The sequence below is a fragment of the Paenibacillus rhizovicinus genome (assembly GCF_010365285.1).
Classification (GTDB): Bacteria; Bacillota; Bacilli; order Paenibacillales; family Paenibacillaceae; genus Paenibacillus_Z; species Paenibacillus_Z rhizovicinus.
Map to the genome: position 1 here is coordinate 4,550,787 of NZ_CP048286.1, position 16,314 is coordinate 4,567,100.

11 protein-coding genes are annotated in these 16,314 nt (G+C 58.1%); 7 read left to right on the plus strand and 4 right to left on the minus strand.

Going from position 1 to position 16,314, the window contains the following annotated elements:
• The first annotated feature begins 105 nt into the window (after positions 1-105).
• A complete protein-coding gene (locus GZH47_RS20430) occupies positions 106-675 on the plus strand; it encodes a GNAT family N-acetyltransferase (protein ID WP_162642770.1) in 570 nt (189 codons plus the stop codon).
• A gap of 132 nt (positions 676-807) precedes the next feature.
• On the opposite strand, the gene GZH47_RS20435 is transcribed toward GZH47_RS20430, so the two are convergent.
• From GZH47_RS20435 to GZH47_RS20445, 3 genes are all read right to left on the minus strand, one after another.
• Positions 808-1,635: a sugar phosphate isomerase/epimerase family protein gene (locus GZH47_RS20435; protein WP_162642771.1), complete on the minus strand. Its 828-nt coding sequence runs from the start codon at positions 1,633-1,635 to the stop codon at positions 808-810.
• Positions 1,636-1,661: 26 nt separating this feature from the next.
• Positions 1,662-1,910, minus strand: coding sequence for a hypothetical protein (locus GZH47_RS20440; protein WP_162642772.1), 249 nt, complete (start codon positions 1,908-1,910; stop codon positions 1,662-1,664).
• A gap of 137 nt (positions 1,911-2,047) precedes the next feature.
• Positions 2,048-3,046, minus strand: coding sequence for an NAD-dependent epimerase/dehydratase family protein (locus tag GZH47_RS20445; protein WP_162642773.1), 999 nt, complete (start codon positions 3,044-3,046; stop codon positions 2,048-2,050).
• A 328-nt stretch (positions 3,047-3,374) separates the two neighbouring features.
• On the opposite strand from GZH47_RS20445, the gene GZH47_RS20450 reads away from it, so the two are divergent.
• Positions 3,375-4,268 (plus strand): phytanoyl-CoA dioxygenase family protein, encoded by an 894-nt coding sequence (locus tag GZH47_RS20450; RefSeq protein ID WP_162642774.1) that lies wholly within the window; start codon positions 3,375-3,377, stop codon positions 4,266-4,268.
• Positions 4,269-4,536: 268 nt separating this feature from the next.
• Here GZH47_RS20450 and GZH47_RS33865 read toward each other — a convergent pair whose 3' ends face one another.
• The gene (locus GZH47_RS33865; RefSeq protein WP_192043529.1) at positions 4,537-5,895 is read right to left on the minus strand and encodes a ParB/RepB/Spo0J family partition protein; all 1,359 of its coding nucleotides are present in this window, start codon (positions 5,893-5,895) and stop codon (positions 4,537-4,539) included.
• Between the two features lie 282 nt (positions 5,896-6,177).
• On the opposite strand from GZH47_RS33865, the gene GZH47_RS20460 reads away from it, so the two are divergent.
• From GZH47_RS20460 to GZH47_RS20480, 5 genes are all read left to right on the plus strand, one after another.
• Entirely contained in the window at positions 6,178-7,047 is an 870-nt protein-coding gene (locus GZH47_RS20460) for a VOC family protein (protein ID WP_162642775.1), read from the plus strand.
• Positions 7,048-7,257: 210 nt separating this feature from the next.
• Complete coding sequence (locus tag GZH47_RS20465; RefSeq protein ID WP_162642776.1) at positions 7,258-9,006, plus strand: ABC transporter ATP-binding protein; 1,749 nt, start codon at positions 7,258-7,260, stop codon at positions 9,004-9,006.
• 4 nt (positions 9,007-9,010) lie between these two features.
• The gene (locus GZH47_RS20470) at positions 9,011-10,858 is read left to right on the plus strand and encodes an ABC transporter ATP-binding protein (RefSeq protein WP_162645345.1); all 1,848 of its coding nucleotides are present in this window, start codon (positions 9,011-9,013) and stop codon (positions 10,856-10,858) included.
• Positions 10,859-10,931: 73 nt separating this feature from the next.
• A complete protein-coding gene (locus tag GZH47_RS20475; RefSeq protein WP_162642777.1) occupies positions 10,932-11,603 on the plus strand; it encodes a TerC family protein in 672 nt (223 codons plus the stop codon).
• A 1,387-nt stretch (positions 11,604-12,990) separates the two neighbouring features.
• On the plus strand, positions 12,991-16,170 hold the full coding sequence (locus GZH47_RS20480) for a sugar-binding protein (RefSeq protein WP_162642778.1): 3,180 nt from the start codon (positions 12,991-12,993) through the stop codon (positions 16,168-16,170).
• Positions 16,171-16,314 lie beyond the last annotated feature (144 nt).

Genomic DNA, 16,314 nt, shown 5'->3' on the forward strand with positions numbered 1-16,314 from the left:
CTGGATTCTTCGGCGTTTAAGCTGATTTTAAGGTCGTTTTAAGCCGAGCCGTTTAAACTAGGCCTTAGTTGAAGTTTTCAATATTGGATAAGGCGAGTGGTCACGGTGAATATCGAGGCGGTGTTTGGTTCTTTTCCGGCTATCCAGACCGAACGGCTGAACTTGCGGCAGCTGCAGACGAAGGATGCGGAGGACCTGTATTCATTTTGGGCCGATGCGAAGGTGACCCGATATTTGGATTGGGACGGTCCGGGCTCCGTAGAGGATTCCGGCCAGTTGATCGAGTCATGGAACCAGGCGTATCAGGAACGCAGGCTCCTGCCCTGGGGAATTTCTTATCGGCAGCAATCGGAGCTTCTGGGCACGATTACGCTTATGCCGACGCGGGGGACTTTCGAAGAATCCCGCTATCCGCTTGTGATGGGCTATGACTTGACCCCGAAGCAATGGAATCAGGGCATTATGTCCGAAGCCTTGAATGGCGTGCTGGATTTTACGAGGCGTTCGCTTCGCCCGTACCGTATCCAAGCCGAGGTTTCCCCGGAAAATACGGCTTCGCTCAAGCTGCTGAAGAAGCTCGGCTTCCAGCAGGAAGGCGTACTGCGTTCCTATCTCATGCATGAGGTGACGCATAAGCTGCTGGACATCGCGGTGATGGCATTGCTTTGCAATTGAGTTGCCCGTCGATCGGAGGGCCGCGTTCCCGCAATGGGAGCCGGCCCTTTGCGGTACTTCGCCGCCAAATAAAAAAGGACGGAGCAGAATGCGATCTGCTTCGTCCCTTTTGCATATGCGTCGTTCGGTTTCTTACAAATAAGCCTCCACGATGCGGCGCACGCGGTTAATGCCTTCCCACATGTCGCCAGGCCCGTCGTAAATGAGGGAAATCGCGCCGTTGTAGCTGCCTTCCTTCAGCAGTTCCAGGCAGCGGGTATACTCTTCGGCATCGGCAATGCCGTTCTCGTCGTATTGCGCCTTGGCATGAATGGAGACGGCGTACGGGAGAATGGCGGCAAGCTGCTCGTATTTGGTTTCGCCTTTGAAGTTGCCGAAATCGTCGACGATGTTCAGCTTCCCGTCGAACGCCTCGATGATCGCTAAGCAGTTCGCGGCCGTGGACGTCAGCGGTTTGAAGTTTTCCGTGATCACGCGGACGCTGCGGCTTTGCCCGTAGGCGTGCAGCTCTTTCAGGCCCGCGATGGAACGGGCGAGAGCAGCCTCGTCTGTCGGTTCGCTTTCGCCAGCGACGACGCGAATATTCTTCGCGCCGGCTTTCTGGGCAATGTCGATCCATTGGCGAATATACCCGATGTCGGCTTGTCTGCGGACTTCGTCCGCGGTGGAAAGGTCGCCGTAATCGAGCAGGACGGTATCGAACGAAATGCCCGCTTGCTCGAATGCGCCGCGCAGCTCGGCCAGATAGCTATCGTCCGTGGACGGGAAATGGAAATGGCCGATTTCCAGCGCGCCGAAGCCTTCTTTGGCTAGAAAAGCCGGCAGGTCGACAAGCTTCATCAGTTCCGGCTGCGGAGTTTCAACGGAAACATGGGTACGGGTATCGGCATCCCACTGCGTCCAGCGCAGGGGGCCAAGATTGCGGTGCAAACTCCAGGTGCTTAGGGACAGGTAACTCATTTCAACGATCACGCTCCACGATTAGTTTATAAAAGCCTTCTGCATTCTTCGCATTTCTTCACTTTCGGATACTCTCTGGCCTCAAAAAAATCATCGGTATAGAAACAGCGCCTGCTGTGGCTGGCAGCGTCGCCGGCCTTGTCTTTGAAGGACGAGCTATCGACGGCGGCACAGCGCGTGGAATGCAGCTTTCTTCCCGTCGAATCGGCGATAATGAAATAACCTTGCTGACTTTTGTACGTTGTGAAATCCTCGATCGTCATCACTTCAATCAAGTTTTTCAACTCCAATCTTCGAAGAAAGTAGCAGGTTGCAAGGCAGGGCAGGGCATATGACCGGCCCGGAGCTCAATCGGTGGGAGGGACACGACGTTCGCGCCGCTCTCCGACGGCATCATGCACGCTGCTTAAGCTTATTTGTTCGCAAGCTTCGCGAATGCTTCGCGCTGCGCTTCGATGATTTCGTCCTCCCACGCCGCATCGTCCGAGTTCGGAATCCGGCCTTCGGCCACCATCGCGGCGAATGCCTGGCGCATGCCTTCCGCAAGCGAGACCGTCGGCACGAATTCCGGCACGTCCCGCATCAATTTATCGGGACTGTAGATGACGTTGTGCGCGAAGATCTCGTCACAAATGCTAAATCGTTCCGCGTCGGTGGATTTGAGCGTCTCGAGCGAAACGCCGACGAGCTCCACTTCGCGGCCGAGCACCTGCATGGCAAGCTTGTGATGCTGCTCCCATGTCGTAAAGCCGCGCGGCACGACGTTGTAGGTTTGGCCGATGCAGTGCGTTTTGCCGAGCACGCCGGCGAACGCTTTGGCCGCGTCGTCCGCGTGGAGGAACGAATGCAGCGCCTTGCCGTCGCCGCAGACGAGCAGCGGCTTGCCTTTCATGATGCGGTCGATCCAGTTGAAATCCCACGCGACTTGGCGCAGGATGCCGCTTTGCGAGCTGTACGTGGTCGATGGCTTCATTATCGTAACCGGGAAGCCTTCCCGGTAATAAGCCTCCATGAGCACGGTGTCCGCTTCGACTTTGCCTCGGCCGTAACCGGTCGTCGGACGAAGCGGGTGGTCTTCCGTCACGGGCAGCCAGTCGTAGTCGACGCCGTACGTGCAGACGGTGGAGCACTGCACGAAATGTTTGACGCCGCGGAAGGCGCGAAGGCTGCTCCGGGCATCTTCGGGGCCGAAGCTGATCATGTCGATCGCGGCATCGAACTGTTCCTCCTGCATGACGCGTTCGAACGTTTCGCGGTCACCGCGGTCGCCGTGAATGACTCGTACGCCGTTCGGCAATTCCCTGCCGCTTTGACCGCGGTTGTAACAAGTTACATCATGCCCCTGCTGCAGCAGGAGCCGCACGATACTTGTGCTGATGGTGCCGGTACCGCCAAGAATAACGATTCTCATGATTGGAACTCCCTCGCTTTCTAGTAGTTATTATTCGCCATGGCGAGCTGACTTCCTGTGTAAGCAGCAAAAGCGGAAATCATTTTCCGAGTTGTGCACGGGGACTGGATGGGCGGTTTTGGAAGGAAGAAGTCATAATTACGTCAAAAGAGTCGGATTCGTTTCTTGCGGCCGCTTCCATTGCGAGTATGCTAGAAGTAGTAATGGTCGTCGTCAGCGATGGATGTGGATGAATAAGGCGGCGAACATGCAGGGGGATGAAGGCCGGAAAGCGAAATCGTAGAGGACTAGCCGCTTGTATAAACTATGGCAGGAGTTGTGGATGCGAATGAAGCTGAACGTATTGTCCAAAACGGAAATCGAGCAATTCATGGAGCTGGGCTGGATTCGGCTGGAAGAGGCCATTCCGCGCAAGCAGGCACTGGCCGCGGCCGATTTTTTGTGGGATAAGGTAGAGGAGCAAGGTGCGATTCGCCATGATCCTGCCACCTGGACGAAGCCGATGATCCGACTGAACGAGGATTACGACACGCCGGAATTTCGGGCATGCAACACGGAGCGGCTGTGGGGAGCCATTGAGGACTTGATCGGCGCCGATCGGGCAATTAACCGGGCGAATGCCGGCTGGGGCTATTGGGTCATGAACTTTTCGGTCGGCGCCAATCGTCCTTGGAGCCTGCCGACGGGCGGATGGCATCAAGACGGCTCGCATTTCCGCCATTTTATCGACAGCGGCGATCAAGGGCTGCTGCAGCTGGCTTTCTTCTCGGAGGTTGGCTCCCATGGCGGGGCGCCTCTCGTGATCGAAGGGTCGCATAACGTCGTGGCCAGAGTGTTGAAGCAGCATCCGGAAGGGCTGGATGTATTCGATGCGATGCGCCTGGAGTTTCAACATCCGTGGATTGCGGGCATTACCGATCCGCCGGTCGACGAGTCGAGAAGCGCGGAAGAAGTGGCCCAAGATCGTATCGAGCGCTACATGAACGCGGACTATACGGACCCCGAGGGATACCGAATGAAGGTTGTGGAAGCTACCGGCACCGTGGGAGACGTGATTTTGGCGCATCCGTTCCTTATTCATAACTCTTCCCAGAACCATCTTGGCATTCCTCGGTTCTTGATGACGAAGACGGTTCCGCTCAAGGAACGGATGAATCTCAATCGCCCGGACGCGGCCGACTATTCACCGTTGGAGTTAAGTACCGTTCGAGCCATGGGCTAGGGTGGATGGTTAGCAGGTTTCGGTAGAGTAAGCGGGACTTGGATGGAGCCCTTGTCCGTCATTCTGGCAGTATGCGGAGTGACGGGCGGGGTTATTTGGCTGTGCGGGTGTTTGATCGCACCAGTACAGTACATCGCCGAAACGGCGAAAACGCGCAAAGAGGTGCACCCCGTGCACGACATCGCCGGAAACCCGACGAAATCGCGCAAAGAGGTGCACCTCCTAAATCAACATCGCTTACTAACCATATTGAAGTAAGCCTGCCGGCTTACGTTCCCGACTTTGCTTCGGAGAGTGCTTTGACTTCCCGCCATTGGGCGAGCTGCTGCTCCAGACCGAGAATCAGGGCGTCGACCCCGGCGGCGAAGCCCGCATGACCGGCGTCCGGCACCGATGCGGCCGCATAGGCGCTCAGCGCTTCCGGTGTCGGCGTGCCGACGGCCGCGAGCGTCTGCAGCAGCTGCTGCAGGCCGGCGGCCAGCGAAGCCGTTCCTGTCGGCGGCGCTTCGCTCGTGCCGAGGACGGAAGCGGTCGCCTCCGCGAGCGCGTCACCTGCAGCGCCGAGCAGCCCGAGCCCGAACGCTGCAGCCTTTCCGCCAGCGCCTGGCACGGCTGCTGCACCAGCGGACGCGGCTTTCGAGCCAGCGCCAGCGGCACTCGTATCCGTACCGCCGGCACCCGGGCCGCTAGAGCCGCTCTCACCCGAGAGGCCGGCGCTGCTCTCCCCGGCGCCTCCGCCATCGGCGCTCACACCCGCACTACCGGCACCTGCACTAACGGCACCCGCACTACCGGCCTTCGCTCCCCCGGCGCCCTCCGCAGCGGCCGCTTCCGCGGCGAGCCGCGCCTTCTCCTCCTTCGCGGCTGCCGCGCGCTCGGCCTGCTCCGCTTTCAGCTCCGCGGCCCGCTCGCGCTCCTTCTTGTTCTGCTGCACGGTCGACCACGTTTGCAGCAGCTCAAAACCGTTCTTATAGAGCAGCTTGTCCTTCGTGGCGTCCGAGATGTCTTTGTCCTTGAACAGCTTCACGATTTTCTTCACGTCGCTGACCGGCATTTCGTCGCGCGCGACGATGAGGGCGAGGGGATCGCGATGCTCGATCGGCAGATCCTTGATCGGCAGCACTTGGTCCTCGGTCAGCTTGTCCTTGCGGATCTGCGTGCCGCCGACGATGCGCTTCCGGACGGCGTTCCCGAATTTCAGCAGCTCGCATTTGTTCTTGATGTAGTTCTCCGGTTTGCCGAGCTTGCTCGCGAGGAATTTCAGGGAGCTGTTGAATTTCGATTCGTTCATCAGCTTATGGAACGCCTCGGCTTCCTCGATGGGGGAGAAGCCTTCGCGCGTCAGATTTTCCGCGATCTGTTCCAAGTAAATATCCATCTCGTCCGTCGCCGTCGAGACGATGCAGGGGATGGTCGGTTTGTTCAGCATTTTGCTCGCTTTGTACCGGCGGTTGCCGTATATGATTTTGTACCGGCCGTCCGGCGTTGTCCGCACTTTGATCGGAGAGAGCAGGCCGAGCTCTTCGATGCTCTTCATCAGCTCCTCCAGCGCTTCTTGATCGAACTGGTAACGCGGCTGGTCGGTATCTTCATCGATTAAATGCATGTCGATGTGAATAATATCCATATCAATACTCCTATCTTCTCAGAAGGTGGTCAAAATGATCGTAAGATGGCGCTAGCGGTATCTCCGTATTATATACCAGCCCTTCTACCCGTGAAAATGCCCCCGTAACCGCTTACGTTGAAATTGGGTTCTGCGGCGCAATGTGTTACGATCTACCTGTTGGGTTTACAAGTACCTTGTTTTTTCCAGAACTTCCTGCGGGCGGAGCGCGCGGTTGCCAGCTTTGGGCACAAGCTTTCGTGCGTTGACGCGTCGCCATACTTAAGAAGGAGGTGTGTTGTTTTGTCGAACGAAATCGCTGCACGGACATCAATAGGAACGGTGCAATTGCGGGTCAGCCAGCTGCAGCAGTCGCTCGAGTTCTACCAATCGGTCGTCGGACTTCGGCTGCTGTCGCAGGATCGGACCAGCGCGGAGCTGGGCGTTCCGGATTCGGAACGGCCCTTGCTGAGGCTAATTGAAATCGCGAACGCGGTACCGCGTCCGCGCAGATCGGGGGCGGGACTGTATCATGCGGCCCTGCTGCTGCCGGATCGCCGATCGCTCGGCCTGGCGCTGCGCAATCTCATTGCGAGCGGCATACATGTCGGACAATCGGACCATCTGGTCAGCGAAGCGCTGTACATCTCGGATCCGGACAATAACGGCATCGAGATTTATCGCGACCGTCCGCGCCATGAATGGCAGTGGGATGCGAACGGTCATGTCCGCATGGCCGTGGATCCCATTGACTGGGACGGCTTGCTGGCGGAGGCCGGCGATGCACCGTGGAACGGACTGCCCGCGGGTACGACGGTCGGCCATATTCATCTGCACGTAACGGAGCTGCCGACGACGGAGCACTTCTATGTCGACGTGCTCGGTTTCAATTTGGTCGCGCACATGGCGGATTCCGCGATGTTTATTTCGGCAGGCGGCTACCATCATCATATCGGGCTTAACGTATGGGCCGGCGTCGGAGCGACGCTTACGCCGGATACGGCGCCGGGACTCGATTACTTCGAAATCGCGCTGCCCGACGAGGAGGCCCAAATGGCCGTCTTCGCCAGATTGCAGGCGGCAAGCGTTCCGCTTCGAACGAACCAGGGAACCGTCATCGTACATGACCCTTCCGGCATACAAATTCATATCGTCGTCCGCGGATCCGCATAACGCCAATGCGCGTGCTGCAGGCGGCAAACGTTCGCCTCCAGCAATCGTCGGCATTGCGGGAGGCTTTTTCGGCCGCAGATTCTTAATTGACGGTTTCGGACCGCGATGACCGCATCGCGGAGCAGCGGAAGCCGGCAGGATAGCAGCCTCCGGGCAAGGCAAGCAGGACTGTCCCGAGGCGTATTCATAGACATGGAAAGGAGCAGCTACATGGTAAGCAGACGCGGACTACTTATATCGTTCATACGTTCCAAATGGTACATTTACGCTTCCGGCGTGTCCTTTACGCTAGCGGCGAACCTTTTTCAATCGTATTATCCGAAGGTGCTCGGCAAATTCACGGACCAGCTGGAGAATCAGGGCTTGACGCAGACGGCCGTTCTGGACGCGAGCTTGTCGCTGTTGTTCATCGGCCTTGCATACGGCATATTGGGCGGCATCGGCCAATTTCATATCATGTATGTCGGACGGCTGTTCGAGAAATATACGCGCAAACGGCTGTTCAAGCATTTTACGAAGCTGGGGGAGCAGTTTTATTCCAAGAACGGGGTCGGCAAGCTGCTCAGCTACGTGATGAACGACGTGACGACCGTGCGGGAATCGATCTCCATGGGCGTCAACCAGACGGCCAATGCGCTCATGCTGATCGTGTCGGCCATCGTCATGATGGTACTCAGCGATATCCCGATGGTGCTCATTCTGGTCTGTATTTCGCCGCTGGTCGCGATCCCTTGGATCGTCGTGAAGTTCGGTCCGGCCATCCGCGCGCGATCGCATAAGGTACAGGAATCGCTCGGCAAAATGACGGAAGCTGCCGAGGAACAGTTCGGCGGCATCCGGGTGACGAAGAAATTCGCGGTAGAAGACATCATGAACGATCGGTTCGGCACGACAGTCGACGTCATTAAGGAGAATCAGCTGAAGCTGGTTCGAGTCTCGTCGTTTTTCCAAGCACTCATTCCTTTCCTTGGGGCATTGTCCCTCATTATTACGCTCGCTTACGGCGGCTATCTGACGCTCAAGAACGAGATTTCGCTCGGTAATTTCGTCGCTCTGACGCTTTATGTACGGATGATGGTCAACCCGCTGCAGGCGATCGGAAACGTCATCAATACGATCCAGCGTTCCCGTGCGTCACTTGAGCGCGTGAACGATCTGATGAACAAGGAGCCGGAAATCGTCGAGCACGAGCATGCGGTCGATGTCGACTGGGCACATTCCGCGCTGACTGTCCGGAATTTATCCTTTTCCTACCCCGGCACGTCCAAGGAAGCGCTTAAAGGCGTGTCGTTCTCGCTGCCGCCGGGCAAGACGCTCGGCATTATCGGCAAGACGGGAAGCGGCAAGACGACGCTCGTCAAGCTGCTGCTCCGCGTCTTCGAATCTCCTGCAGGCACCATCGATATCGGGGGAACGCCGCTTAATGAGCTGACGATGGATAGTCTGCGCGGCGGCATTGCCTATGTTCCGCAGGACGGTTTCCTGTTCAGCACGACGATTCGGGACAATATCGCCTTCTTCCGCCGCAGCTCCGAGCTGCCGCTCGTGGAGAAAGCCGCGAAGCAGGCGAAGATTCATGACAGCATCAAGAGCTTCCCGGACGGCTTCGAGACGAAGCTGGGCGAACGGGGCGTGACGCTTTCCGGCGGCCAGCGGCAGCGGACGGCGCTTGCGCGCGGGCTGCTCATGAACGCGCCGATTCTTATTCTGGACGACAGCGTCAGCGCGGTCGATGCGGTGACGGAGACGGCAATTATCGATACCATCCGGAAGGAACGCAGGGATAAGACGACCATTCTGATCGCTCACCGGATCAGCGCGCTGAAACATGCCGACGAAATCATCGTCTTGGACGAAGGACGCATCGTGCAGCGCGGCACGCATGAATCGCTGCTTGGACAGAAGGGCATCTACGCGATGCTGCATGCGATTCAGGAGGAGGGAAGCAGCGTTGGCTAGAACGATGGAAGACCTACGGAACGGAAGCAAGGCGGACGGCCATCAGCCGGATCAGCCCAAAACCAATAACAGCTCCGCCTATAAGGGACTGTACCAATACGCGAAGCCGCACCTATGGACGTTTCTCGGCGTCTTCGGCTGTATCATCGTGGCAATCGCGGCGGATTTGCTGCAGCCATACCTGGTTAAGGTCGCGATCGACGACCATCTGACGAAGGGCGACAAGAACGCGAACACGCTCTTCCTCATCGCCGGCATTTATCTCTTGTTGTCGGTGGGCGGCTTCGTATTCACGTATCTGCAGAACAATCTGCTCCAATATGCGGGCCAGAGCATCGTCGCTTCTATCCGCAAGCATTTATTCCGTCATATTACGAAGCAGTCCATGTCGTACTTCGACCGGATGCCGAGCGGCAGCTTGATTACGCATGTATCGAGCGACACGGAGACGATCAATCAATTCTTCAGCCAGGTTCTGTTGAGCGTGCTGCGGGACGGTCTGACGCTCGTGTTCATCATCGTCCTGATGTTCCAACTCGACGTGAGGCTAACGCTGTATTGCTTGATTTTGCTGCCCATCATCGCGCTGAACGCCATCGCATTCCGGTCGTACATGCGCAAGACGTACCAGATGGCGCGGACGAACCTGTCCCGGCTCGTGGCGTTCGTGGCGGAGAATCTGGCCGGCATGCACATCATCCAGGTTTTCCATCAAGAGAAGGAGCAGCAGAAGCAGTTCTCCGAGCGCAATCAAACCTACTTCCGTTCCAATCTGCGGGAGATCCGCACCAACGTCCTGTTCAACCGTTCGTTCGATATGCTCGGCAACTTGTCCGTGGCGTTCGTCACGTGGCTGGGCGGAAATGCGGTGCTGGGGCATTCCGTGCCGTTCGGCGTCCTGTTCGCGTTCATTACGTATATCCGGCAGTTTTTCCAGCCGATCAACACGATCACGCAGCAGTGGAACACGCTGTTGTCGGCATCGGTGTCGATGAACCGGATTTGGTCGATTTTCGACACGGTGCCGTCGGTGCAGGATAAACCGGGCGCTGCGGTCGATATCTCCGGCGTGAAGGGTCAAATCGATTTCAATGGGGTAAAATTTTCTTATACGGACGATCAGCCTGTCATCCATCATCTCGACCTGCACATCCAGCCGGGCGAAATGATCGGTATCGTAGGTACGACGGGGGCGGGCAAGAGCTCCCTGATCAGCCTGCTCTGCCGGTTCTACGACGTGAAGGAAGGCAGCGTAACGATCGACGGGACCGATGTCCGCGACATTCCGCAGGAGAAGCTGCACCGGCTGATCGGACTCGTGCAGCAGGAGCCGTACTTGTATTCCGGCAGTATCGTCGACAACGTAAGGTTGTTCGATGATGCGGTTTCGCGGGAAGAGGTCATGCAGGCGTGCAGGCTGGTCGGCGCGGACGTGCTGATCGAAAGCCTGAAGGACGGCTACGATACGCTGTTGTCGGAGCGGGGCAGCGGGCTTTCGGCGGGCGAGCGGCAGCTGATTTCGTTTGCCAGAATCATCGTGTTCAAGCCGAAGGTGCTCATTCTGGACGAAGCGACGGCAAACCTGGATTCCCATTCCGAGCAGCTCATTCAACGCGCTTTGGCGGTCGTCTCCGAAGGACGGACGACGCTGGTCATCGCGCATCGCCTGTCGACGATTATGGGCGCCGATCGGATTATCGTCATGCGCCAAGGCGAAATCGTCGAGGAAGGCAAGCATCGCGAGCTGCTCCAGCAAGGCGGGTATTACGAGGAGCTCTATCGGCATTCGCAGGGCCGCATCGAAGCGTCCGGCAAGCCTGGATCCGGCGCCCCTGCCATTGAAGCGGGATGAAATAGACAATCCCGAGCGAATTGTGCGATAATGAGCTGCTGTCGAATTATGGCTACAGTTAGGAGTTTGAAGAATGGATTTGCTTTTATTAATCTTGGAAATATTGCTCGTCAACCTCGTGCTGAGCGGCGATAATGCCGTTGTCATCGCGCTGGCCAGCCGCAACCTGCCGGAAGCGAACCGCAAGAAGGCGGTCTGGTGGGGGGCGCTGGCAGCGGTCGGACTGCGAATCGTGCTGACGGTGGTTGCCGTATATTTGCTCAAAATCCCGTTTATCCAAATCGCCGGGGCGCTCCTGCTGTTCTGGGTCGCCGTGTCGCTGCTGAAGGACGATGGAGAGAGCAAGGATATAAAGGGAGCCAGCTCGCTCTGGAAGGCCATTCGCACGATCGTCGTGGCTGACTTCATCATGAGCCTCGACAACGTGCTCGCGATCGCGTCCATCGCCGAGAACCGGATTTGGATCATGGCGATCGGCGTCGCGCTCAGCATCCCGATCATCGTATGGGGCAGCCAGCTGATCATGCTCGTCCTGCATAAGTTTCCGATCTTCATCTACCTCGGCGCGGGCATTCTCGGATATACCGCCGGGGAGATGCTGCAAGAGAACGACAGGCTGGCATCCACGATCTTGAAGGTAGCGGATTGGGCAGATAACGCGTTCCCTATTGTCTGCGGACTGTTGGTCATCGCAATCGGATATTTACTGCAGAAGCGGGAACGTTCGCGGGTGCAGGAAGCGTAAAGGATTATCTATCGTCAACAAAACGGACATGCCGGAGTTTCAAGCGGCATGTCTTTTTTGTTGTAAGCAGGCACTATACGGATCTGCGCTGCGCGCTCTTGCGCCCTGCGCTGCGTGGCTTGCGCTTTGCGCTCTGCGCTTGGTGCTCTGCGCCCTGCGCTTGGTGCCTTCGCGCCCTGCGCTTGGTGCCTTCGCGCCCTGCGCTTGGTGCCTTCGCGCCCTGCGCTTGGTGCCTTCGCGCCCTGCGCTTGGTGCCTTCGCGCCCTGCGCTTGGTGCCTTCGCGCCCTGCGCTGGGTGCCTTCGCGCCCTGCGCTTGGTGCCTTCGCGCCCTGCGCTTGGTGCCTTCGCGCCCTGCGCTTGGTGCCTTCGCGCCCTGCGCTTGGTGCCTTCGCGCCCTGCGCTTGGTGCCTTCGCGTCCTGCGCTTGGTGCCTTCGCGAATTGCGCTTGGTGATCTGCGCCCTGAGCTTTGCGCCCTGCGCTCTGCGCTCTGCGCTTTGCGTCCTGCACTCTGTGCTTTGCGCTGCGCTCCTACATAAACGTAGCGAACCCAGGAAGCTTTATTTTCAAGTTTTAGCATCATGTTCTAAGCTAACGAATCCCAGAGCGCTTATACATGCGAAATCGAGCGGAAACAAGCGAGGTGAGGCCGAATAGCGCTTGTAGGGTTCGTTAGAATTCAAAATAGCCGCTTAAGCCAGCGATAAGGCTAATAGGATTCGTTAGGAATGCGGAGGCCCGTGCATAGGCTGCTGCGACGTTTGAAGCTCCGCCGCGACAAAGTAATTATCGCTCAATGCGAACAAGGTGTTGGCACCTGGAAGCCAACCGCCTCTCGGAAAGCCACCCGGCACCCGGGAAAGCCACCCGGCACCCGGGAAAGCCACCCGGCACCCGGGAAAGCCACCCGGCACCCGGGAAAGCCACCCGGCACCCGGGAAAGCCACCCGGCACCCGGGAAAGCACCCGGCACCCGGGAAAGCCACCCGGCACCCGGGAAAGCCACCCGGCACCCGGGAAAGCCACCCGGCACCCGGGAAAGCCACCCGGCACCCGGGAAAGCCACCCGGCACCCGGGAAAGCACCCGGCACCCGGGAAAGCCACCCGGCACCCGGCAAAGCACCCGGCACCCGGGCCTCCTGCCCGCATCGAATCCGGATGCCGATACATATCGCTACAAAATGTCTCTCGATTACAGCAGGCATACCTGTTCCGCACACTCGCGGAACGCAAGTGCGGAAGGAATCAAACGCTATAAACGCCGTCATACAGGAAGTCATAAAAACACTAACAAAGGCACATTACAGCATAGACATATTAAGATACGGAATGTATCATAGTGGTGCGTGTCATGTTATGTCAAACAGGGTTGAGAGGAGATGAAGGAATGAGCAGGAAGTTCAAATGGCTGAAGACGCTGAGCCTGATGAGTTTGTTGCTGGGCAGCGCGAACGGGCTGTTCGCAGCAGGCCAGGCAAGCGCGGATGCCGGGAGCGGGACGGGAAGCGCCGTAACGTTCGACGGAACGGGCAAATTCAAAGACACCTTAGATACGCTGGACAATGTGTTCATGGAAGCAGGAGTAAACGCGACGGGGGGCTTGGTGACGGGACCCGGCGATCTGTATTACTATGCCGGCAGCACGAGTTTTAAAGGCGTGGCCATTGATGTAAACGCTAACAAATGGTCGCTGAATTTCACGGCCTCCGACGAATTGAAAGTGTTCGAGGCTACGTACGACAGCGGCACCGGGACGTTTACGGACGGCAACGAAGTAACGATGGTGCGGAAGCTGAAACCGGATCTGGTGACTTCCCACGAACAATTATTAGCTTCGTACGTCTCCGGGAAGATGACGGCGGGAACCAAGTATCTACATATCCGTTTACCGTTGGCCAGCCATTTTATCGATTCGGGCAGCTATGCCAATTTCGCTTTGGATAACGTGACGCTGACGAGCACGGCGTCGTCTTCGGCGGCGAACGATTACATCTCGGACAGGCTGGGGGATCTCAGCAAGCTTGCTCCCGGCGCGGATACGAGCAATTTGAGCGTCGTCAGCTTCGCCAGCTCGATCTGGGACGCGCGAACATTCAGCAATCTGGCGATCGTCGAACGCGCTGACGCGACGAAGGCCGATCAAGGGCTGACGTACGAGGTTCCGGAAGGCAAAGAGGTCAAGAGCGTGTACGCGGAAGGTTACTTCAACTTCGTGCCGTCGAAATATTTTGAGGTTTGGACCTCGCCGGACGGCGCGACGTACACGAACGCGACGCAAAGCAGCTCCTATCATAAACCGATTACAGCCTATAACTCTGATTGGCTGCCGACAACGATCGATATCGGCAGCTTGCCTGCGGGCACGCGCTTCGTGCAGGTCCGCATGCCTGCCTTTACGTCGGGCGAGCTGTACGGCATCAAGCATCCTCGGATGACACGCGTGGCCATCGGCTACGGCGATCCGTCGGGCGACAGCACGCCGGTTGAGACGCCGGGACAGACGACGATCAAGCAGGGAACCGGACCGATCTCGATTAACGGTTCCATCGACCTGGACGACGAAGGACGCCCGACGGGCGAATGGCAGGGCGCGAACGCCATTACGCTGACGGGCATTACGGATACGAACGGCAATTATCATGGCGCCAAAGTGTATTTCAAATACGATGCCGACAATCTGTATGTCGGTGCGGTCATTCAAGATCCGACGCCGATGATCAATGAAAGCACCGGCAACGGCATCTGGGCCGGGGATAATCTCGAGCTGTTCTTCGGCACGGAGGATCTGGACTACAGCCAGCATCCGGACAAGAAGAACACGATGCTCGAGAGCGACGTGCAGGTCGTCATCAGCGGAAGCATCAGCAACGGCCCGCAATCTTATGTGTACCGCAACTCGAACTTCTCCTATCCAACGATTCCGCTTGCGGGAACGAAAGCGGCTGACGGCCTGAGCTACACGCTGGAAGCGGCGATTCCGCTCAGCGAGCTCGGCATTACGAACCCGTGGGACCACAAGAGCATGCTGCTCAATTCCGTGCTGAACGACGGCAGCTCGAGCGGCCGGGGACAGTGGGGCTGGACGACAACGGGCGAATCCGTGAAGAAGAACAGAGGGCAGTGGGGAAAAGCCGATCTGGAAGCCGGCACGGCCCCCGCGCAAGACGTCTCTGTCGATGTCAGCGTCGATAGCGGCACGAACCGGATTACGGTTTCCGGCCAAGCGGCGAGCGTAACGGGCAAAGACATTACGCTGCTCGTCACCGATCCGAACGGCGCGATCGCTTATATCGATCAAGCGCCGAGCGACGATGAAGGACGCTATTCCTTCACGTTCCCGATTACGGGCACCAATTATGCGAGCGGCCTCTACACGGCGACCGTCGGCGGAGACGGCATTGGACGTCCGACGAACGCGACGTTCTCGTTCACGCCGGGCGAACCGGGGCCGATCGATTTGGGCGAACCGAGAGGAACGCTCAGCGGCCCGGCAAGCGCCGCAGCAGGCAGCAGCATTCAGCTGGAAGCGGGCTTCCTCGGCAGCGATCAAAGCCTCAACATGATGCAGGCCGTCATTCATTATGACAAGGATAAGCTGGCCTTCGCCGTTGATCCGGAGAATGCCGACCGGCTCGCCGAGGGTGTTATCACCTCCGCCGTATCGGGACTAAGCGTGCTCGATGCCGCGATCAAGCCGGACCAAGGCCAAATTCTGGTGCTGCTGGGCAGCACGAATCCGGATTTTGCCGCGCAAGGGCATTTGTTTAACTTGAACGCTACGGTGAAAGCGGATGCCGCCGCAGGCGAGACTACGGTTTCGATGCAGCAGTTCCAGCTCTCGAACGAGACGACGATCATTAACGCGGCGGACAGCTCGGCCGTCATCCAATTGACCGTGGCCGACCATTCCGCGCTGATCGAGGCGATCGCCGATGCGCAGCATACGCACGATACGGCGGTGGCGGGCAGCGAAGCGGGTCAATATCCTGCAAGCGCCATAAGCGGGCTGCAAAGCGCGATCGACGCGGCGCAGGCGGTAGCGGATAACGCGGCTGCGAGCCAAGAAGAGCTTGCAACTGCGATAACCGGGCTGAACGACGCGGTCTCGGCGTTCTTGAACAGCGTCAATATTCCGCAAGCGGATGCGGATAAAACAGCGCTTGGTCACGCGATCGACGCAGCTCAATCGACGTATGACGCAGCCGCGGAAGGCAGCAAGGTCGGCCAATATCCGCAAGCGGCTAAAGCAGCGCTGGCGGCGGCAATCGGCCAAGCCAACGAAGTGTTCCACAACGCAAGCGCGCTTCAAGCGGTTGTCGATCAGGCAGTTACGACGCTGCAAGCGGCCGTTCAAACGTTCACGGGACAATTCATCTCGCTTGTACCGGGCGCAACGCATATTACGATCCAGGATCTCTCCATCCTTGCCAAATTCTTCGGCATGACATCGGAGGATCCGAACTGGTCGAGCATCGAGAAGGCGGATATGTTCGACGAAGGCGAGATCACGATCCGCTCGCTCGCCGCGATCGCCCAATTGATTACCAACAACTGGCTGAACGAATAGCGCAGCCTGCTAAACGAATACGGAAGCCGGTTAAACGAATACCGAAATCGGCAAGCCGCGGCTGGTTTGCCCCGGGCGGGACGCATGAAGCGCGTTCCGCTTCGGGCAGGCAGCGCAGAGCATAGGGGAAGAGGGCGGCAGGCC

Coding starts and splice junctions, on each gene's coding strand:
- GZH47_RS20470 (WP_162645345.1), top strand. CDS start 9,011: ATGGAAGACCTACGGAACGGAAGCAAGGCGGACGGCCATCAGCCGGAT.
- GZH47_RS20480 (WP_162642778.1), top strand. CDS start 12,991: ATGAGCAGGAAGTTCAAATGGCTGAAGACGCTGAGCCTGATGAGTTTG.
- GZH47_RS20465 (WP_162642776.1), top strand. CDS start 7,258: ATGGTAAGCAGACGCGGACTACTTATATCGTTCATACGTTCCAAATGG.
- GZH47_RS20450 (WP_162642774.1), top strand. CDS start 3,375: ATGAAGCTGAACGTATTGTCCAAAACGGAAATCGAGCAATTCATGGAG.
- GZH47_RS20445 (WP_162642773.1), bottom strand. CDS start 3,046: ATGAGAATCGTTATTCTTGGCGGTACCGGCACCATCAGCACAAGTATC.
- GZH47_RS20435 (WP_162642771.1), bottom strand. CDS start 1,635: ATGAGTTACCTGTCCCTAAGCACCTGGAGTTTGCACCGCAATCTTGGC.
- GZH47_RS20475 (WP_162642777.1), top strand. CDS start 10,932: ATGGATTTGCTTTTATTAATCTTGGAAATATTGCTCGTCAACCTCGTG.
- GZH47_RS33865 (WP_192043529.1), bottom strand. CDS start 5,895: ATGGATATTATTCACATCGACATGCATTTAATCGATGAAGATACCGAC.